This is a genomic window from bacterium, assembly GCA_008933615.1.
GTDB lineage: Bacteria > CLD3 > CLD3 > SB21 > SB21 > SB21.
The window spans coordinates 144880-166458 of the sequence record WBUR01000001.1 but is presented as its reverse complement, the minus strand read 5'-3'; the positions used below and the strand labels follow the sequence as shown (position 1 = coordinate 166458).

The window sequence follows — 21579 nt, the reverse complement described above, 5'->3', positions numbered from 1 at the left end:
ATGAAAAGATACATTATATTTGGCGTTTTATTAGTGCTGTGTGCCGTACAGCCGATGTGGGCTCAGGCTGAGCCGGATTCAGATCCCTATTATGAGCAAAATTACGAATCGGGGGAGCAGCGAATTCATGGCGGCTGGGGTTTCAACGTTCAGATCTCTTCTACGGGATTTGTGTTGGGTACCATGTACAGCATAAAACCGGCAAAATATACTTTTTTCAGTACGTCGCTTGACATGTTTTGGGTCAGGGGAAAAGACGAACAGCAGGCTATTAACCCTTATACAGGTTATATCGAGACCATTAATTCAGAAACCATCCTGATGTTGCCATTACAATTCAGCGTCAAAAGAAGAATTCTTGGCGAAAGTATTTCCAATACACTGCGTCCATTTGTTATGTTTTCCGCAGGTGTGGTTAAGGGCTGGTATTTTGACGGCGATATCAGCAGATCGAGATTGGACAGCGTTACCAAATTTGATTTTAGGTCAAGCCAGTTTGCTCCAACGGCATCTTTAGGATTTGGCGCCGATTTCGGAAAACCCGGCCAAAGCGCTTACGGGCTTGATCTTAAGTATCAGTTTCTTAGGTTTCCGAACCATTTAGGGCTAAGAAAAAGATTTGATAATTTTCAACTTGGTTTTCACATGAATTTCTGATCGAAAGAATTCTCTGAAGTTCGCTCTTTGAGCGTGTGCTGTCTTGTCTTTCTGTAAGAATCTTTTATGAATTAAGGAACAGACTTCCAGGTGAAAGAAAATTATTACGAGCATAACACACTCTCTCAAGAACAAGACCAGAGTGAAAATGGAGTTTTCTAGTTGCATTAAGGTTTTTTTATGGGCTAAAAAGATTTTTACAGAATGATGTATGGAAATATTGATTAAAAATAAAAAAACCGTCGTCGTCGCCATGAGCGGCGGAGTGGACAGTTCAGTCTCTGCAGCGTTGCTGAAAGAACAGGGTTTTGATATTATCGGCGTTACCATGAAGTTATGGAATTATGACGACATCGGCGGCGTCAATCGCGAAAGCGGCTGCTGTTCCATCGACACCGTGCATGACGCGCGCGTCGTTTGCGAACAGATCGGTGCCCCGCATTTCGTCTGGGATCTCAGCGACGAATTCGGTAAATCAGTTATCGATAATTTTGTTAATGAATACCTCGAAGGCCGTACACCGAACCCGTGCGTAATGTGTAATAAGCATATTAAATGGGGAACGTTTTTGACGAAGGCAAAACATCTCGGCGCTGATTATGTTGCAACCGGCCACTATGCGCGATCCGTAATCGACGAAGCCACGGGTCAATATACTCTTCGTAAAAGTTATAATTTGAAAAAAGACCAATCGTATGCGCTGTGGGGCATTCGTCAAAAAGCGCTGGCCATGACTCTTTTTCCCATTGGCGAAATGACCAAAGATGAAGTTCGGGATTATGCAGTCAGAACGGGATTGCGTACCGCACAGAAAAAAGAGAGCCAGGAAATTTGTTTCATTACGGATAATAATTATAACCGTTTTTTAAAAGAAAAAATAAATGGGCTTGAGGATAAATTAGCTCACGGGAAGATTATGACGCAGCAGGGGCAGGTTGTGGGAGAACATGACGGATATCCATTTTATACAATCGGACAGCGCCGCGGGGTCGGAGTTGCAATGAATGCACCCGTCTACGTGACTGAGATCAGTTCGAAAGACAATATCATATATGTTGGCGCAAAAGACGATCTGCTGGCAGAGGGGTTGACGGCGAAAGATGTAAATTTGATACGCCACGATAGAATAGACGGCGAAATACCCGTTACCGCAAAGATCCGTTATAATGACCAAGGGCACCCGGGAATTTTATCTGAAAATGAAACTGGAGAAACTCAGGTAGTATTTGATCTTCCGCAGCATGCAATAACGCCGGGTCAATCGGTTGTTTTTTACAATGACGATGAAGTGATCGGCGGCGGTATCATTGATAAAATAATGAAGCACAAACCTGAAATGGCCGCTCTATAAAAAGAAATAAAACTTTCTTATGTATACAAAAGCGAAGATAAACTTCGCTTTTAATTTTTAAGGATCTACATGTCAACCCATTCTGAAACAACAAAAATTACTACGGAACAGCTGCGAAAAATGAAACGAGCCGGTGAAAAAATTTCCGCTTTAACAGCCTACGACCATATTATAGCAAGTTTATTGGATGAATCGTCGATTGATATTATTCTGGTCGGAGATTCAGCCAGTACCGTTTTTGCAGGTAATGAGACCACGCTTCCTATGACCATGGAGGAGATGTTGTATCACGTCAGAGTGGTTACAAAATCTGTTAAACGCGCGTTAGTGGTAGCGGATATGCCATTCATGAGTTATCATGTCAGCGTCGAAGAAGCTATTCGTAATGCCGGCCGATTCATGAAAGAGAGCCATGCGGAAGCTATCAAATTGGAAGGCGGTATTGAATTCCTGCCAACGATCAAGCGGCTTGTTGAAATTGGAATTCCCGTTATGGGCCACTTAGGCCTCATGCCTCAGTCCATCCATAAATTCGGCACTTATCGGACGCGCGGAACAAGTAAAGCGGAGGCAGATAAGATTCTGAAAGACGCAATAGCGCTGGAGAAAGCCGGCATATTTGCGCTCGTACTTGAAAAGATTCCTGCTGCTTTATCCATGAAAATTTCAAAAGCGGTCTCGATACCGACGATCGGCATCGGCGCGGGCGGTCATTGCGACGGGCAGATATTGGTGACGCACGATATGCTGGGGTTGTATGAAAAATTTCATCCGCGTTTTGTAAGGCGTTATGCGGAATTGGCAAAGGCCATGCGTAAGGCGTTCAGAAATTATCACGCGGACGTTAAGAGCGGATCATTTCCAGGTAAGAACGAATCGTATTAGATTCTAGCATTTTTTGCAGCTGTTATGGTAATCCCGCAGATTTCGCAGATTCGCCCAGAAATGTTTTAACCGAGTAATTAGCCCCATCGGCTGGAAGAAATTAATGTAGGTGAGCTGTCCGGATAATTTCTAATATATAAAAGTTTCTTTGAACCAATTATAAAACCAAAAAGTCACCGTTGTACCCAGTCCGATCATTAATAATCCTATTGTAGTCGAAATCCATCCGCCCCACACGCCGATATTGGCATACGTTTCGCCTTTGGATGAATAAGGCGCCTTCTTCAATGCTTTCAATTCACGGTTACCCAGCAAGATAGCAATGATACCCGGGATTGGCGCGCAAAAAACAACAAAAAATACGCTTATCATTCCGGTAACGCCAAGGATCATGGCTGCCTTTGCGCGCATCGATGGCGAATGATCTTCTGAATGTGTGATAATATCTTTGGGATAATTGTAGGTGCGTTTCGGGACGGGGAATACGTAGCCGCAGCGCTCGCATTTCGCGGCATCGTCGACATTGTTCGTAGTACAGGTGGGGCACATTTTCATAGAAAACCGCAGAGTGTTTATTGATACAAGAAAGCACGAAAGATGTAAAATATTTTTATTTCAATTTTCTGTTAGGGAACAACCTCCACCTTTTTAGTGCTTTCGTGCGGCCATCATACTACGTCTCTACATCTTCAAAAGTTGCTTATTTGTAGGCGGGAATTCCTGTAACGCTTTCTCCGATGATCAGGGTGTGGATATCATGCGTGCCTTCATACGTCTTGACCGATTCAAGATTCATCATGTGGCGAATCACAGGGTACTCATCCAGAATGCCATTCGCCCCATGAATGTCGCGAGCCATTCGTGCGATTTCAAGCGCTATGTAAACGTTGTTTCGTTTGGACATGGAAACCTGCTTGAACTTCATGGTTCCTTTGTCTTTGAGGCGTCCTAACTGGAGAACCAATAATTGTCCCTTTGTTATTTCGGTGATCATGTACGCTAACTTTTCCTGTATCAATTGAAAACCGGCAATGGGCTTGTCAAACTGGATACGATTTAGCGAATAATTGAGAGACGCGTCATAACACGCCATAGCGGCTCCCAGCGCTCCCCAGGCGATACCGTAACGTGCCTGCGTCAGGCAGCCCAGTGGCGCTTTGATGCCGGATGCATTTGGTAAAATATTTTCTTCAGGAATTCGGACGTCCTGCATCACGAGTTCGCTCGTAACGGATGCGCGTAATGAAAATTTTCCTTTCATCTCAGGCGCTGAAAAACCCGGCGTGCCCTTTTCTACTAGAAATCCGCGAATTTCACCATCCAACTTAGCCCACACAACCGACACGTCGGCAATGGTGCCGTTGGTGATCCACATTTTAGCGCCGTTGAGTATGTAGTTTTTACCGTCTTTGACGGCGCGTGTTTTCATACCGCCGGGATCGGAGCCGTTGTCAGGTTCCGTTAAACCAAAACAACCAATTTTTTCGCCGGCCGCCAGCTGCGGCAGCCAATATTGTTTTTGTTTCTCCGTTCCGTAAGCAAAGATGGGATACATCACCAAAGCGCCTTGTACGGACGCGAAACTGCGAACGCCGCTGTCGCCGCGCTCCAATTCCTGCATGATGAGACCATACGCAACATTATTCATACCTGCGCAGCCGTATTGTTCGGGCAAGTTGGCGCCGAAGACGCCGAGCTCCGCCATCTGTCCGACCAAATCCATCGGGAATGTACAATTACGATTATGTTCCTCGATCACGGGCAGAATCTTTGAATCTACAAATTCCCGCACGGTATCGCGCGTCATTTTTTCTTCGTCGGATAATAACGAATCTATCTCGATATAATCTACGCCTTTAAACTTGGATGCCATGATGTCTCCTTTATTGGAAAAAGAATTCTACCCCAGAGATAATTTCAATAAATAAATAAAAACGAGACCAATGACATTGATCTCGTTTGATTACTAAGATGGATTCAAATAATCATCAAAAACCGAAATTCATACCGGCGACGAGCGCGTTATTGTTTACTTTATTTATGCGCATATATTTTGCAAGCGCAAATACCTGAAAGCCGCCGAGACCCGCTTTCCCGCCGAATTGAATGTTAAAACCATTATTAGTTTTTGATTTCGGATCAACTATTCCGACTTTGTCAAGGTCAACAATGCTCATAGTATATCCGGCACCCGCAAAAAGTTTTGCAACACCGACGCCGAAAACAGTGTATTGTCCGTCCAGATTGATATTATATTGCTTCGCATCTTTTACAAAAACATATTCGACATTTGGAACTAATGTGATCATTAGAATACTTGCTTCGACCTGAGCGCCGGCAAAAAGATCTCCGTTTTTGGTTTCAGTTCCTACGCGAGGGCCAAATTTTAACCCAATCTGCGCAAATGAGCTTGATGAAATAACGATTAAACTCATAAGAGCAATCAAAGTCACAGCGGTAAAACGTTTCATACATATCTCCTCTATATTTAGTTGATAATATACTAAAATAATTTATATCCGTCGAAAATTCAAGAAATTTGAATTAATGTTAAAAGTGTAAGCGGCCTTCACTTGCATCAAATCAATCATTCAGAAACCAACTTACATCTATCAATTCTTCATCAAACAGATAATCCTCAGACTGAATCGTAGCAAGCCAGTTTTTCTCCTCCTCGGCCAAAGAATTTCCTTCTGCCCTTTTCATCGAGAGAGCTGAAAGACGTTCGAAGCAGTCGTGATGCGCCAAAAACCGTTCCGTCGAATAATCAGTGGCGGATTGCGTGCTGATCAAAAATGGCCAATCGGAGGATTGCAGCAATAATAATTCACGAGCCATTTGCTTCAGAATCGCTGTCCACTCGGAGTCGGCTGAGTGATTCCACTGTTTCACGGAAGCGCGCATATCGAGTTCAGCGTCATAAATGTAAGGCCATATCCAGGCTACTTCGTTATTCATCCAAACGTAATGATTGCCGCCGGCACCCCACGAGCCTTCCGGCATAGATATAATTTTTTCCGGAGGATGTTCACTGACGGACTGCGCACAATGCATCACGTTAACATCTTCATTATCGCTGAGTCTTTCAAAAACTTTTTTTAGAAATGCCGGTCCTTCAAACCACCAGTGTCCGAAAAGTTCCGAGTCAAACGGCGCCGTGAGAGTTCCTTCATAACCGTGAGTATCTTTAAATTTTTGCAGGGCCGATCGGATCGACGTTACAAAATGATCCGCGTCTTCATTTAGCGCCGCTTCAATTTTTTCAGGTTGATAAGCCGTTTTGAGTCCGAGATCAGCCTGCAGGCTGGTGACCCGCCAATACCGATGGCCGCTTTGGTGGTGCTTTTTATGAAAATCAAGATACCATTCTCCTCCAGGATAACCTTGTTCACTGCTCCAAACCTGCATGGAAGTCTCGACATCGCGCGCAAATATAGCAACGGATTCGGAACCGGATTGAGGAGATGATTTGGTACGATATACTTCGTAAACCGAATGCGAACCGTCCGGAACGGACTTAAATTGTTCGCTCTTATCGAATTGCTCTACAAGTTTGCGTAAATTCTCAAAACGACCCAAGTAAATACCGAGCGCTTTGCCGCCTTCCACCAGCGAAGAATCAACGATAAAATAGTGCAAATCGTTTTCTTCCAAAATTTCCTCAACGCCTTTGCGTGAGTATGGCACATCGCCGAGCGTGGAGGCGACCATCGGTTTCCAGAAATAACGCGGGCGGTATGCGCATTCCGGTAACCAGATGCCTCGGGGTTTTTTACCAAAATGTTTTTCATGCGTCAGTATGGCCATTTTCACTTGCGCCTGAATGCTGGAGTCCAGGCCAAGCAAAGGAAAATAGCCGTGCGTGGCGCCGCAGGTAATAATATCTAAACAACCCGCGTCCTGTAATTTACGGAATGCACCGATAATATCGGTATGATACTTTACAGTAAAATCATGTTTTATGCTTTTATAAAATTCCAGCCAAAAAAAAGCGATCGGTAGGAACGGCCTTTCTTTTTCATCTGAATGAAATGTTGCCATGTCTTCATGGGCACGTTCGATTTCATCGTCGAGATACTGTAAAAATTCGCTGATAAAATGGGGGTGCGATAACTGTTCTGCCAAGACCGGGGTGATGCTGATCGTCAGTTTGGGCCGTTTTCCTTCAGCCAGCAGTTCATTTAGAATATTAAGCAGAGGTATATACGTCTCGGACGCCGCCTCAAAAAGCCATTCCATACCGTGGGGCCATTTGCCATGGTTCATGACATAAGGTAAATGGCTGTGCAGTACGAGTACGAAATTGCCGACGGAAGATTTTTTCATGAATGCCTCAAGGGGTGATCAAAATGACAAAAAAATATAGGCAAGTTTACAAAGTGAATCAAGGCATTTAAATACCGGCAGGGGTTCTGCAATATGTAACAACAGGTTAATTTAATTCCAAATAATAATTGACATAGAATTTTTGCATACCTAACTTTAAACACCATAGCAGGATATTTCCGTATTTTTCATAGATATCTTATTACTATTACCGGAGTGTAAAATAGTCGGAGGCGATATGAAGAAAAAACGAATTGTATTTATAGTCATTTTGCTGATCGTATTTTCGGTACCACATATTCATTCACAATCAACTAAGGAAGAACTGGTTAATGACATAAGAATCAAGTGCCACAAAATAAATTCGGAACTAAATTCTTATACCGAAAAAGTTGTTCGCTGGGACGCAGGGGCGTCCTATTGGAACAGCACCAACTACACCGGATATCTTGATGCTTCAAAACAAGTAGTGTTGCTTAAATTCAGCCATGGCGAAGAAGGATACTGGAGCCATTACGAATATTACTTCGCGAACGGCGAGATTGTTTTCATTTTCATTCATTCAGGTGAACCTGATGGAACCGAAAAACAAGAATCAGTCTACTTTTGGAACAAGGAGATTATCCAGGCATATTTAAAACAAAAACCTTCCAATGAGAGACCAATAGACGATTTGGAAGAAAAACCTAACAATGAGATCATGGCCCGTGTCGGTGAATCCACCGAAATGTTTCTTAGAGGGGTCGACACAGAGCTCAGGAACTTCCATGATGCCTTAAGCCAATTGCCCGAACCTGTCATGCTTTTACTCAATAAGGATTCCAAAGTGATTGCACATGCCGTAGCCGATATCAACGGGGATTCGGTTGACGAATACATAGTCGCAACCGGATTGGATCCCAATGATAGTGAATGGAAAGAAGATCGTGATAGAAAACTATTCATCATCATAAAAAAAGGCGAAAGTTATGTGGTTCATTCGACCAACAGCCTGGTTGTACTGTGTTCTTCGTGCGGCGGCGCATTTGGCGATCCGTTTAGCGGAATAGAAACTGGAACCAAGTGGTTTAGAATATCGCACTATGGCGGGTCAAGGATAAGATGGGGGCGGTCATATAAATTCGGATATTCAAGAAAATATGACCAATGGCAGTTAATCGAGGCAAATGAAGGGTCGCATGACAGCTTCGATGAAACAAAGTCAGAAGATGCAACATTTAAACCACCCAAAGATTTTGGCATGATAAACTTTGAAGACTTTGATCCTTTTGATTACCTTGGCAAAGGTATAAAATAACGTTGCTTATCGGGTTGGCTCACAAATGGAAGAAAACACTTCAGTCTGAGCGAAGTCGAAGACTGATTTTACTAAACTTGGTCATGGTTCGACAAGCTTGTCCTGAGCCCTGCCGAAGGGCTCACCATGACGTATGTGAGTAAACCCGATAAGCACATAAAATAATTGCAGGTGTGCCAACTTCGTACTAACCACCAAATCCACTGTTGACAAATCGCTTCGTTTTTTCTACATTTTTTCAGATTTAATTTTATCGGAGCTCATGGTACGTTTTTGTATTTTCTCAACAGGAGTTCTTGTTTTACTTGCAGGCTGCCGAGATGTTCAGGAGAGTCCACTCAACCAACCTCCTGAGATATTGTCTATCCATGCCCCCTCTTTTGTTTCTGCCAACGATACTATTTTCGTAAAAACGTATGATTTCGAGAATGATTCGCTTTCTTTAAAAGTGTCCGTATCCACAGCCGCTGGAAATTCCGTTGGAACAGCATTCAGTAAATTATTTACCGACGACGGCCTTGCGGGCGATTATTTGGCTAACGATTATATATTTACCGGAATTGTCAACCGTAGCGCGCTATTAGCCCAGGTCACATCGCAATTTGAATTTGTATTCACGGTTTCCGAAAAAGGAAAAAATCCCGGCACGCCGCAATCGGTCATCATTTCCCAAAACCCGGCCAACGCTCATCCTCCTGTTATCAGTAATCTTTTCGCTCCTGACACGGTCAACACATCCCTTGTAACAGAATTTCTTATCACGGTTGTTGTAACCGATCCGGAAGGATTATCCGACGTGCTTTCTGTTACGCGAAAGACGCCGAGCGGGTTAGTGCTTAATCTCAATGATAACGGCTCCAATGGAGATGTGACAGCGGGTGACGGAATCTATTCAGAACTGGTTTTGGTAAATCCGCCTCCGCCCAACGGAAGTTATCTCTTTACTTTTCAGGCTACGGATCGATTAGGTTTAAAAAGTAACAGCATTCAGAAAACTATTGTGATCATCAATTAATAAACTATTCATGCGAACAATCCTATTTTACTTATTATTCTTTCTCCCGCAGATGGTTTTTTCTCAGAAACCCGTTTATAGTTTTAAATTGGCCAATGAAAAAAGTAATTTATCTGAAGTATCACCTCGCCCATCCGGAAACTTCATTGGTGTGATCACGGTTCATGAAGATACCGTACTTGTAGAAGCCGGCGGAAAACTGAACATCACTACCGATGGCGGCGCATCGTGGAAAATTATTTCAACTTCGGACGGAATTTATAAAGGAAGTATCCAGGCTATCGATTATTTTAAATCAAAAATTTTCGTCACAACGATCTTCGATACCTCTTTATCCGTACAACCAACGTATGGCGGCGGCGGCGGAATCAGCATATCCAAAGATTTCGGACAGTCGTGGACGCACGTTACGCAGCCGAGAGATACGTCCAATACGCTTGGAAGCATTACCCGCAGCGGGCCCGGCGGTCAGCCGCAAATATTTCAGCTTGCGAAGGATTTTATGATCCGGCAAACGCCGTTTGTAACCGATACGATCTATATGGTGGCCGTCAAGTCAAATATCGATAACGTGAGTTTTGATGTGGCCGTCACGGACACGTCGGTTTGGCTGGCTTGTTTTGGCGGCGGTTTACGATTTGCGAAAATTAATACTGACGGCTCCATTGGGTTTTTCACTCAAGCGCCGCTTCCGCCGACGCAATTAGATGAAGTTCGCGCCGACACCAGTTATTCCTTCGACATCGATCCGATAGAACACTTGAACTACCGCGTTTTCTCTGTGATTGCAGCTCGCGACGGTATTTGGGCCGGTTCGGCAGGAGGTATCAATCATTCCACGGACGGCGGTATGAGTTGGAAAAAATATACCGCAACGAACAGCGGTATCTCTGGAAATTTGGTTACGGCGATCGGCGAACAAATATATACGGAAAACGGTACGACGAACCGTAATATTTGGGCGTCAACGAACCGCGCGTTAAGCGAGTCTGAAGAACACGGCCTCAGCGTGACTTCCGACAGCGGAGCCTCATGGCGTGTGGCATTGCGAGGCCCGTTTGTGTACAATGTTGCGTTTGACGGTAAGATCGTATATGCGGCGACGAGTGACGGCGTCTATCGGTCAAATGACCTGGGTTTGACATGGGAACATTTTTTGACACTGATAGATAAAAACAACGGCGATCGAAATTACGCTTCGGAATTTCCTTCGGTAGGAATAGATACTGTTCAGGGCATTATTTATTTTGGAAGTGTAGACGGGCTTGCTATCTCTGATGACAACGGACAGACATGGACTTTAGCGCGTGCATATAAAGAAGCAGGAAAAAACAGCACGCCAAAAAGTTATACTTATCCAAACCCTTTTTCGCCGGGAGCTGAACTGAATGTAGTTCGTTTTCAATTTGATCAAACCGGCATGAATTCCGCAACGGACAAGGCTACAATTAAAGTATATGACTTCGCGATGGATTTAGTGTCAACCGTTGCCAAAAATGAACCGATCACTAAGGCCTTTGCATGGAACGGATTGAATAACAAAGGTGTGCGGGTTGCGAACGGTACATACATATATATTATTGAAGCGGGTGGAAAAAAATTCTGGGGGAAATTAACTGTAAGAAACTAATTCAGGTCATTGAGTCATTTGGTCATTTATCGATTGTATCATTGATCCATTATTCATTACTCATTGTTCATTTGATTTTTGTATACGATTTAAAAAGGCAAGAAAAGTTGATATCTAGGATTTTTAAAAGTTTTAAATGTCTTTGCATTCTTAGCGCCCTTTGCAGTTTGTATTCTCTGAATGCCGGAGAATCAGCAGGGCAAGCTGGATCTTTTTTACGAATTGGTCTCGGCCCGCGCGCCAAAGGACTCGGCGACGCGTACACCGCTGTTGCCGACAACGCGTATGCGCCGTATTATAATCCGGCCGGCCTGGCTTTTGTAAGATCAAGAGAAGTCGCGTTGTCCTACAGCCTGTTATCTTTTGACCGAACGTTTACGTATGCCGGTTTTTCACGTCCCTTGCCGCCTCAGGCTGGTTTTGCGTTGGGCGTTCTGCAAAGCGGATTTAAAGATAGTGAGGTAAGATTATCAAACGGAGAAACGAGCGGTGAAAAAATCGAAGACACACAATACACGGTTTTCATGGGATTTGGTATGCGTTTTACAGAAACTTTTGCCGTCGGAATTACGCCCAAGCTTATATATACCAAAGTCTATGATGTGTCCGCATCGTCGGTCGGCGTTGACTTTGGGATGATGTATAAGCCGCTGCCGCGCCTTACACTGGGGTTATCTATACACGAACTGGGGCAGTCGCTGGACTATTCGCGCGACGCATCGGGGTTTGGCAATGAAACCACCAAAGATAAATTTCCCCGGATAACCAAATTAGGAGCTGCTTATATACTGCCTCTGCAAGGATCGGTAAAAAACCTGTTATTTGTTTCCGATCTGGAAATGAATTCCAAACAATCTTCAAAATGGCATTTCGGAATCGAAGCGAACCTCATGAACAAATATTTTCTTCGAACCGGGCTCGATGACACGGACTGGACGGCAGGATTTTCAATTCCGTTCGTTGTGAAAGAAAAAAAGTTTAAGTTTGAATATGCGTTTATTCTTGACCGGCGTGCAGGCGTGGGATACGGAACGTCGGATTTTGCGATCGCGTATGTGTTTTAGGTATGTGAGATGTGGACGTGGAATACATTAGCATGGTGTAATTTGATTTTATCTGAAAAATTAAAAGCTCTTGACTTTATGTTGAAGAAAAAGTACACTCGCCCAGTTAATTTTTAAGAGACATTCATGAATTTATTCGTTAAAATATTTTCAATCTACATTTTGTGGCTGGCGGTTGCTCCGTGCGATGATGGAGGCATACGATCTGTCAAAGCCTCCTACGATATAATTAAACAAGACGACGTACAAAATAAAGCGGAAAGTAATTTTGATTCTTGTACGTTTTTCTGCCTATGCAACTGTTGCGGAGCAATTTTTATCCTGTCAACTGCTGATTTACTCTGTCCACCACACTCTTTATCAGAAAAGAAATTTACACTCAGTATAGTAAAACCTTTTTATATGAACTTTCCTCTTTTACGCCCCCCCAAAGCCATTCTATCTTAATTCTTCCTTAAAAATATACGTTTGCCTATTAGTATTACGGAATTAGTGTTTCCGTTTGACGCTGTTTGTTTTAGATACTTTTTAATTCAGAAAGAATATTTTATGATTGATAAAATAATTAATGTGTCCATTCGAAATAAGCCGATTATCGGGCTATTTCTGATCGGCCTGCTAGTTTGGGGCTCCTATTCCATGACACAGCTTCCCATTGATGCCGTACCGGACATAACCAACAACCAAGTACAAGTTATGACCCTGGCTCCAACCCTGGCTGCACAGGAAACCGAAAGATTTATAACGGCCCCCATTGAACTCGCTATGGCCAATATTCCCGACGTCATCGAAATTCGTTCGATTTCCAGGTTTGGAATCTCCGTTATTACTATTGTCTTTAAAGATGAAGTGGATGTTTACAAGGCAAGGCAACTTGTGGGAGAACGATTAAAAGAAGCAGAGAGCCAAATTCCAGCGGGGCTAGGAACACCCGAATTAGCGCCTGTCTCCACCGGTTTGGGCGAAATTTATCACTACGTAATTCACGCCAAACCGGGATATGAAAATAAATACTCGCCAATGGATTTGAGGACGATTCAAGACTGGATCGTAAAACGTCAACTGTCAGGAACCCCAGGCGTGGCTGAAGTCAGCGGATGGGGCGGTTACCTGAAGCAATATGAAATCGCGATAGATCCAGAAACCCTCAATAGCATGCGTGTTTCTTTAGCCGAAATCTTTGAGGCGTTGGAAAACAATAACGAGAACACTGGCGGCGCCTATATTGAAAAAGGAAACAATGCCTACTTTATAAGAAGCGCAGGGCTCGTTACTTCGCTAGAGGACATCGAGAAAATCGTAATTAAAAATGTAAATGGAATCCCGATGTTAATTCGTGATGTTGCCAAAGTTCAATATGGAAATGCGATTCGATACGGAGCGGTGACACGAAACGGCGAAGGCGAAGTCGTAGCCGGAATTGCTTTGATGCTAAAAGGGGCGAATTCATCAGAAGTAATAAAAAACGTAAAAGAACGCATTGAAAAAATTCAGAAAACACTTCCGGATGGCGTGGTAATTGAGCCTTTCATAGATCGCACCAAATTAGTGGACAAAGCCATTGGCACTGTGGCCACAAATTTAATCGAAGGAGGCTTGATCGTCGTTTTTGTGCTTGTATTATTGATCGGAAATATAAGAGCGGGCCTAGTCGTTGCTTCGGTTATTCCTCTCTCAATGCTGTTTGCATTTGGTATGATGAATGTATTTGGAGTCTCCGGCAACCTAATGAGCCTGGGCGCCATTGATTTTGGATTGATAGTAGACGGCGCTGTCATCATTGTTGAAAATATTTTACATCGGATTTCAGTAAGCCTTCATTTCTATAAAGGTACGAAAACATTAACACAAGTCCAGATGGATAAGGAGGTCGGCGAAAGCGCTAAGCGCATGATGAGTTCCGCCTCATTCGGACAAATCATCATTTTAATCGTCTATCTTCCTATTCTTACGCTCGTTGGCATCGAAGGAAAAATGTTTAGGCCGATGGCCGAGACAGTGAGTTTTGCCATTCTAGGAGCATTTCTACTCTCATTGACTTATGTCCCAATGATTTCAGCGGTATTTTTGAGCAAAAAAACCGAACATAAAAAAAATATTTCAGATAAAATCATGGATTTTTTTCATTATTGGTACGAACCTTCTCTTAAAATTGCTCTTAGAAAAAAGAAGATCGTAGTGACCGCGGCTGTTCTCATGTTTGCAGTTAGTGTATTTGTCTTTATTCGAATGGGAGGAGAATTCATGCCGACACTTGAGGAGGGCGATTTCGTTGCTGAAACGGCGCTAATGCAAGGAAGCTCATTGTCTCAAAGTGTTAAAACTGTCACTCAGGCTGAATCTATCCTTAAAGAAAAGTTTCCTGAAATTGAACAAATAGTATCAAGAATTGGAAGCGCCGAGATTCCTACCGATCCAATGCCTTTAGAAAGGGCAGATATGATGATCGTGCTCAAAGACAAAGAAGAATGGACGAGCGCGCAATCAAGAGAAGAGTTGCAGGAACAAATGGAAGAAGCTCTTTCCGTTATCCCGGGCGTAATCTTTGAAATGTCCCAGCCCATTCAGATGCGATTCAACGAGCTAATGACCGGTATCCGGCAGGATGTGGCAGTCAAAATCTATGGCGAGGACTTAGATGTATTGACAGAAAATGCTAATAAAGTAGCTAATCTTATCGCAACCGTCAGTGGTGTGGAAACACCGATTGTTGAAAAGATCAGCGGACTCCCGCAAATAACGGTTACGTACCATCGGGATAAAATTGCCCAATATGGTTTAACCATTTCCGACGTGAACAAAATCATCAAAACCGCTTTCGCGGGAGAAGTCGCTGGCGTAGTATTCGAAGGGGAAAAACGTTTTGATATGATCGTGCGATTAAACCAAGATTATCGCCGCAACCTATCCGACGTAAACGACTTATACATTTCTTTGCCCTCGGGAAACAAAGTACCGCTGGCGCAAGTGGCGGATATTCAGCTTAAGGAAGGGCCCGCACAAATTTCCCGCGACGACACGAAACGTAGAATTTTTGTGGGGTTTAATGTTCGCGGCCGGGACGTTGAATCGGTAGTGGAAGAAATTCAGAAAAAGCTGGATATGGAATTAAAACTTCCACCCGCTTATTACATTACGTACGGCGGACAATTTCAGAACCTTATCGAAGCCAAAGAACGATTGATGATAGCCGTGCCGGCGGCATTGCTACTTATTTTCATACTGCTTTTTTTTGCTTTCAAATCGGTAAAACAATCGCTGTTAATCTATACGGCCATTCCGTTATCGGCTATTGGAGGCGTTTTTGCTTTATGGCTTCGCGATATGCCGTTTAGTATTTCCGCGGGGGTCGGTTTTATTGCGCTCTTCGGAGTTGCCGTGCTTAACGGAATTGTATTAATCAGTTATTTCAATCAATTAGAAAAAGAAGGCATCATGGATATAACAGAGCGTGTTATGAAAGGCACACGGGTTCGGCTGCGCCCGGTCATCATGACCGCCGCCGTTGCATCGTTAGGGTTTCTGCCGATGGCTATTTCTACGTCAGCCGGAGGGGAAGTACAAAAACCTCTCGCAACGGTTGTAATTGGCGGTTTGATTTCTGCTACACTTCTTACATTAATAGTTTTACCTGTGCTTTATATTCTATTCTCAAAGAAGCAAACGAAACCGGAGTCCGGCAATATGATCGTACCGATCGTCGTTGGCTTTTTTTTATTGATATGCAGTAACAGCCTTAATGCTCAAGAAGATACGAACGGGCCATTGACTCTGGACGATGCGGTCCGGATAGCGCTCCAATCCAATCCGAAATTGTCAAGCGCATCGTATGCTGTTAAACAGCGGCAAGCGCTTCGTAAGACATCCTGGGATTTTGGGAAAACGGAATTTTTTAATGAAGTCGAAGAGAGAAAGTCGTCTGAGAAAGGCAATGTTAAAATAGGGATTAGACAAAATTTCGAGTTTCCCACAAATTATCTTTTCAAAGGGAATGTGCTGAAAAATGAGTTAATTCTTAGCGAGAAGTCGTACGCGATCACGCGGGCGGAGATAATCCGGGACGTTAAAACTGCATACTTTCAACTTTTAACAAGCCTTGAACAAATGAGGCTTTTGCGCTTTCAAGACAGCCTTTACAGCCATTTTGTCAAAGCGGCTGAATTAAGATATAGAACGGGAGAGAGTTCGTTCTTAGAGAAACTCTCAGCCGAATCGAAATATCAAGAAATTCAGATCATGAAGAAACAAGGCGAAGCCGCTGTTCGCACGGCAGAAGTGGAATTGCAGCAACTGCTTAACGTCCAAACAGCTATTGTTCTGGCCGAGCAACAGTTGAAACCGCTAACATCCCCGGTATTCGGCGACACGACGGCTAACAGTCCGCTCACGGCTTATTTCAGCCAGAGAATCCGAGCAGCCAAATCCCAACTTACATTGGAAAAAAGTAAGTTCCTGCCTGATGTGTCAATAGGATATTCTATGCAGAAATTAGGGAGCCGTTCCGGTTTTTATGGTTATGCAATTGGCGTCGCTATCCCGCTTTGGTTTGTTCCTCAATTCGGCCAACATCAAGCCGCAAAAATGCAAATCAAAATAGCCGAAGCGGATTTTGAAAAAAATAAAAATATCATCCGCAGCGAGTATTTAAAATTAAAAACTGACTTCGAAAAAAATTACTCATTGCGGAGTTATTATGAGTCAAAGGCTTTGGCGCAAGCAGATGAAATTCTGAAAGTAGCGGAAAAAAGCTACCAATCAGGAGACATTGGCTATTTGGAATACATTCAAAGCCTGACGTTTGCTGTCGGTATCAAAGCGCAGTATTTGGATGTTATCAATTTGTATAACCAGACGATTATTTACATAAATTACCTTGAGGGATGGCAGTAACCATGATCACTCAAGGAATCGAAGAATGAAAGAGCGAGCTGTGAAACACATAAACATCATTTAAAACAAAAACTTTTATATAATATTAACATTTAAGGAATCGTATTTATGAAATATTTTAATTTATCGGCATTACTATTGAGCTTGATCTGTATCGGTTGTAATACAAAGAACGATATGAAGGAGGTTGAAAAGCCCGAAGAGAGTCATTCTAAAATCGTGACTCTTACAAAAGCACAATATGAATCCGTTGGTATTCAACTTGGCGGCATCGAATTGAAAAATCTCAGAGAGGTTGTGAAAGCAAATGGCTATTTGAAAGTCCCGCCGCAGAATCAAGCCAGTATATCGCCTTTAAAGGGCGGTATAGTAAAGGCAATTTATATTAAAGTCGGTGATTTTGTAAGCGCCGGTCAGACACTGGCGACGCTGGAACACCCGGATTTTATCAAAATGCAGGAAGAATATTTAACTGTAAAAAGTAATTTTACTTTTCTGGAAAAAGAATATTTGCGCCAGAAAGAATTGAATCAGGAAAATGCCGGCACCGTGAAAATATATCAACAGACGGAAGCTAACTACCGCTCTGAAAGGGCAAAATTAACTTCCTTAGAAAAGCAACTGAATATGCTATTCGTTTCTATGGATGAGATATCAAAGGGCAATATGATCGCCGCTGTGCCTATCAAATCGCCGATAGAGGGTTATGTCGGACGCATCAATGCGAACATCGGGACTTTCGCGCAACCCGAAAAACCTCTTTTTGAAGTTATTGACAATAGAAAGATCCATGTGGATATATTCGTTTATGAAAAAGACCTTTTTAAAGTGAAAGTTGCTCAAACGGTTGAATTCATTTTGACGAATCAGAATAATAAACTTATTCAAGGGGCAATCTTTTCCATAAGTCGAGCTTTTGAAAATGAAACTAAATCCGTAGCCGTTCACGCCGAAATAAAAAACAATAATAATCTGAATTTGATTCACGGAATGTATGTGAGCGCTTTGATCAATGTCGGGGAAGGCAAGGTGAGCGCCGTACCGCAAGAAGCGATTGTCAGAACAGATGGCAGAGATTTTATTTTTGTTCAAACGGCGACGACAAAAGAAGTAAGTAAGAAAGAAGATAGTTCTAAAGAAGACAAAGATGAGTTTTCATTTGAAATGACCGAAGTTAAAACGGGGATAACGGATTTGGGATTTGTCGAAGTGACTCTTTTGGACCAACTTCCTAAAGACGCTAAAATAGCGGTAAAAAGCACATTCTTTCTCTTGTCAAAAATGAAAGAAGGCGAAGGCGGGGATGAACATTAATCAAAGATGAGTTAAGCGTTGGCAAATCAAAATAAGGTAACTGCAAGTCTCGGCGACAATAGGATAGGTCAAGTTGTTGAAGTAACATCTTTGATGTTTGATGAAAACGGTGAAAAGGATTCAAAATATCACAGGTCAATTGTTATTGACTTTTAAATAATGTGGGCTTATGGAAAGTTTCGTTTCACTTTATCAAGATCTAATTTCCTCTTACGGTTCATTGGGAGTGTTCTTTTTATCATTTTTAGCTGCAACACTTTTGCCGTTTAGCTCGGAACTAATTTTGTTAACGGGAATCAAAACAGGTATTCCGCAAGAGTCGGCTCTAATTGCGGCCTCGCTTGGCAACTGCCTTGGCTGCTTATTCAATTACGGTTTAGGATTTCTGTTTGCCGACAAAGCGGAGGCCAAGCTTATTTCGTCCAGAGCCGGCCGTCTCGCAGTGAAGTGGATGAAGGACTATGGAACGTGGAGTCTACTAGGGTCATGGTTGCCCGTTATTGGCGACCCCTTGACCATCGTTGGCGGCCTGATGAAAGTACAATTGTGGAAATTTATTTTCATTGTTTTTACTTTACGAATCTTAAGATATTTAGCAGTAGCAGGCGTTTTTTGAGGATATCTCACGCAGCTGTTGTCACAGTTCAGATTTGAAAATATGTATGGTAGCCTATAGACCTGTGTCCAAAAAATTTACGAGTGATGTTTTGGATGTCCGAAAAACCTTTTGTTTTCACGGAGAATTCTTTTCCGTAAGTTTTCATTTTTTTTATAATTACTGAAATTGTAATTTGAAAATTATTGTTGTTTGGTATTTGAAATTTATGATAAAACTTTTATGTTGCAATAGGTAATAGGCACTAATTGGATGCCAGCGTATCCTTAAAAAATTAGGTTATGAAAATCCTTATTATTGAAGACGAAAAAAAAGTTGCCCGCGCCTTAAAGGAAGGTTTGGGAAAAGAAGGATTTGATGCAACCGTTGCCTACAATGGCGAGGATGGTTTTTTTTGTATTAACTCGGGAACATTTGATCTTGTGATTCTGGATTGGATGCTCCCCGGGAGAGATGGAATTGAAATATTAAAAACCATGCGGCAAAAATCTATTTCAACGCCGGTACTTGTGCTTACTGCAAAAGATTCCGTTGAAGACAAAGTCACCGGATTTGACGCAGGGACGGATGATTATCTTATTAAACCATTTGCTTTTCCAGAATTAGTTGCCCGTGTGCGTGCGTTGCTAAGGCGCGGGAATCAAGAAGCAGTTCAACAGTTGACCTTTGCAGGCATTGAAATGAATTTGTTAACAAGAAAAGTGTTTCGGGATAATAGGGCATTGCAACTGACCAATAAAGAATTTGAATTACTGGAGTATTTTCTTCGAAACAAGAATAAAATCGTTTCCCGTGAAATGCTCAGCCAGAAAGTGTGGTATGAAATGGCGCGCGCAACTCCTTTGGATAACGTTATCGACGTTCATATTGCTCATTTGCGGAAAAAAATTGACGATCCTTTTGAAGCGAAACTGCTTCATACTTTACGCGGCGTCGGATTTATCTTGAGCGATAATAAAAATAATGATCTTTAATTATCAAAACATACGTACACGTCTCGCTATTCGATATACGATTATTACAAGTATACTTGTCTTTTTATACGCGCTGTCCACCTCGCTTTTTCTCTACTTTTATCTGACTCAACAGATTGATATGAATCTTGAAGAAGATCTCGAGATCATTCAGGAATTGTTGCTCCAAACACCCGGAATTTCTCATAAAATAGATCATGAGGACTCGCTGCATCATGCGAAACGGTATGAGCGTTTTGTTGAAGTATGGAACAACGATGGAACTCTTGCCTATCGAAGTCGGACTCTAAATAATCAGGCGCTTGGTGAATCGCCCAAAGAAAAAGATTTTATTCAAAATGACGAACCGCTTTCCATGGTTTTTAGGAATGGAGACCGAATGAGAGTGCGTTCCACCGGTTATACGGTTGGAAGTAAGACGTATTTCATTCGAATCGCAATGAGCGAAGAGTTTGTGTTTGAAGAAATGAATGAATTTATGATGACGTTATTGCTAACCAGCCCGTTGGTTTTTATAGGAGCGCTTATCGGCGGGTACCGGATGGCAAAAAGGGCGTTGATGCCGATCGACAGGATGGTGGTTAAAGCTAAGAAAATAACCGCCGAAAATTTAAAGGAACTGTTGCCGGTTATGAACCCAAATGACGAACTGGGACATCTGGCCAACGGCATCAATGAGCTCCTTGTCAGAGTGGATACATCGTTTCAGCAGTTGCAGCGTTTTACGGCAGATGCTTCTCACGAACTTCGTACGCCTCTTACCGCTATTCGTAGCGTCGGTGAAGTTGGAATGCAAGAAGGTCAACCTTCCTCACATTATCGGGGAGTCATTGCAAGTATGCTCGAAGAAACAAACCGGCTTACTCACCTTGTGGATAGCTTATTGATTCTTTCAAAAGCAGATGCCGGATATGTTGCCCTTCAAAAGGAGCGTGTTGACCTTCGGTTATTCATGAAGGAATGTTTTGAGTTGGTCTCGGTATTAGCTGAAGAAAAAAAACAAAACACAAACATTGACGGGAACGAAGGAATTTTTTACGATATAGATAAAACCATATTCCGGCGAGCTATTTTAAATCTTATTGACAACGCAATCAAATATACACAGCCGGGGGGGAACATTGATATCCGGTTTTTTGCGGAAAGTAATAAAGAAGTTATCATTGAGGTTAAAGATAATGGTCCGGGAATTTCGCCCGAACATCAAACAAAAATTTTTGACCGTTTTTACAGAATTTACAAAGACCGTTCTCGTGAAACAGGCGGAGCAGGCTTAGGCCTTTCCATTGCTCAATGGGCCATCAACATCCATCAAGGAACCATCTCACTTGAAAGTGATACTACCGGTTCTATTTTCCGCATCACACTTCCTCCGTTAGTTTAGATCCCCTCATCATTACTTAACGTGCTTATCGGGTTGGCTCACAAATGGAAGAGAACCCTTCAGTCTGAGCGAAGTCGAAAGACTGATTTTACTAAACTTGGTCATGGTTCGACAAGCTTGTCCTGAGCCCTGCCGAAGGGCTCACCATGACGTATGTGAGTAAACCCGATAAGCAC

The 21579-nt window shown here is 42.7% G+C and carries 16 protein-coding genes; 12 read left to right on the top strand and 4 right to left on the bottom strand.

The window, feature by feature from the left end; all coding sequences use genetic code 11:
• From F9K33_00655 to panB, 3 genes are all read left to right on the top strand, one after another.
• On the top strand, positions 1 to 657 hold the full coding sequence (locus tag F9K33_00655; GenBank protein KAB2881597.1) for a hypothetical protein: 657 nt from the start codon (positions 1 to 3) through the stop codon (positions 655 to 657).
• 211 nt (positions 658 to 868) lie between these two features.
• Positions 869 to 2008 (top strand): tRNA 2-thiouridine(34) synthase MnmA, encoded by a 1140-nt coding sequence (mnmA, locus tag F9K33_00650; GenBank protein KAB2881596.1) that lies wholly within the window; start codon positions 869 to 871, stop codon positions 2006 to 2008.
• A 69-nt stretch (positions 2009 to 2077) separates the two neighbouring features.
• Positions 2078 to 2893 (top strand): 3-methyl-2-oxobutanoate hydroxymethyltransferase, encoded by an 816-nt coding sequence (gene panB / locus F9K33_00645; GenBank protein ID KAB2881595.1) that lies wholly within the window; start codon positions 2078 to 2080, stop codon positions 2891 to 2893.
• Between the two features lie 129 nt (positions 2894 to 3022).
• Here the strand turns inward: panB and F9K33_00640 are convergent, their stop codons facing one another.
• The 4 genes from F9K33_00640 to F9K33_00625 form a co-directional block, all read right to left on the bottom strand.
• The gene (locus F9K33_00640) at positions 3023 to 3448 is read right to left on the bottom strand and encodes a hypothetical protein (GenBank protein ID KAB2881594.1); all 426 of its coding nucleotides are present in this window, start codon (positions 3446 to 3448) and stop codon (positions 3023 to 3025) included.
• 145 nt (positions 3449 to 3593) lie between these two features.
• A complete protein-coding gene (locus tag F9K33_00635; protein ID KAB2881593.1) occupies positions 3594 to 4766 on the bottom strand; it encodes an acyl-CoA dehydrogenase in 1173 nt (390 codons plus the stop codon).
• Between the two features lie 115 nt (positions 4767 to 4881).
• Positions 4882 to 5364 (bottom strand): hypothetical protein, encoded by a 483-nt coding sequence (locus F9K33_00630; protein ID KAB2881592.1) that lies wholly within the window; start codon positions 5362 to 5364, stop codon positions 4882 to 4884.
• A gap of 112 nt (positions 5365 to 5476) precedes the next feature.
• Positions 5477 to 7219, bottom strand: a complete 1743-nt coding sequence (locus F9K33_00625; GenBank protein ID KAB2881591.1) for a DUF1957 domain-containing protein — start codon at positions 7217 to 7219, stop codon at positions 5477 to 5479.
• A 238-nt stretch (positions 7220 to 7457) separates the two neighbouring features.
• Here F9K33_00625 and F9K33_00620 point away from each other — a divergent pair, with 238 nt between their 5' ends.
• From F9K33_00620 to F9K33_00580, 9 genes are all read left to right on the top strand, one after another.
• On the top strand, positions 7458 to 8516 hold the full coding sequence (locus tag F9K33_00620) for a hypothetical protein (protein ID KAB2881590.1): 1059 nt from the start codon (positions 7458 to 7460) through the stop codon (positions 8514 to 8516).
• Between the two features lie 262 nt (positions 8517 to 8778).
• The gene (locus tag F9K33_00615; protein ID KAB2881589.1) at positions 8779 to 9531 is read left to right on the top strand and encodes a hypothetical protein; all 753 of its coding nucleotides are present in this window, start codon (positions 8779 to 8781) and stop codon (positions 9529 to 9531) included.
• Between the two features lie 10 nt (positions 9532 to 9541).
• On the top strand, positions 9542 to 11161 hold the full coding sequence (locus F9K33_00610) for a hypothetical protein (GenBank protein ID KAB2881588.1): 1620 nt from the start codon (positions 9542 to 9544) through the stop codon (positions 11159 to 11161).
• On the top strand, positions 11131 to 12225 hold the full coding sequence (locus F9K33_00605; GenBank protein KAB2881587.1) for a PorV/PorQ family protein: 1095 nt from the start codon (positions 11131 to 11133) through the stop codon (positions 12223 to 12225). The genes F9K33_00610 and F9K33_00605 overlap by 31 nt, the downstream gene beginning before the upstream one ends.
• A gap of 549 nt (positions 12226 to 12774) precedes the next feature.
• Positions 12775 to 17115: a CusA/CzcA family heavy metal efflux RND transporter gene (locus F9K33_00600; GenBank protein KAB2881586.1), complete on the top strand. Its 4341-nt coding sequence runs from the start codon at positions 12775 to 12777 to the stop codon at positions 17113 to 17115.
• A 108-nt stretch (positions 17116 to 17223) separates the two neighbouring features.
• Complete coding sequence (locus tag F9K33_00595; GenBank protein ID KAB2881585.1) at positions 17224 to 18429, top strand: efflux RND transporter periplasmic adaptor subunit; 1206 nt, start codon at positions 17224 to 17226, stop codon at positions 18427 to 18429.
• Positions 18430 to 18598: 169 nt separating this feature from the next.
• Positions 18599 to 19045 carry a DedA family protein gene (locus F9K33_00590; GenBank protein KAB2881584.1) on the top strand — a complete coding sequence of 149 codons (447 nt, stop codon included), beginning with the start codon at positions 18599 to 18601 and terminating at the stop codon, positions 19043 to 19045.
• A 281-nt stretch (positions 19046 to 19326) separates the two neighbouring features.
• Positions 19327 to 20019 carry a response regulator transcription factor gene (locus tag F9K33_00585; GenBank protein ID KAB2881583.1) on the top strand — a complete coding sequence of 231 codons (693 nt, stop codon included), beginning with the start codon at positions 19327 to 19329 and terminating at the stop codon, positions 20017 to 20019.
• Positions 20009 to 21403, top strand: a complete 1395-nt coding sequence (locus F9K33_00580) for a HAMP domain-containing protein (protein ID KAB2881582.1) — start codon at positions 20009 to 20011, stop codon at positions 21401 to 21403. The genes F9K33_00585 and F9K33_00580 overlap by 11 nt, the downstream gene beginning before the upstream one ends.
• The last annotated feature ends 176 nt before the right edge of the window (positions 21404 to 21579 follow it).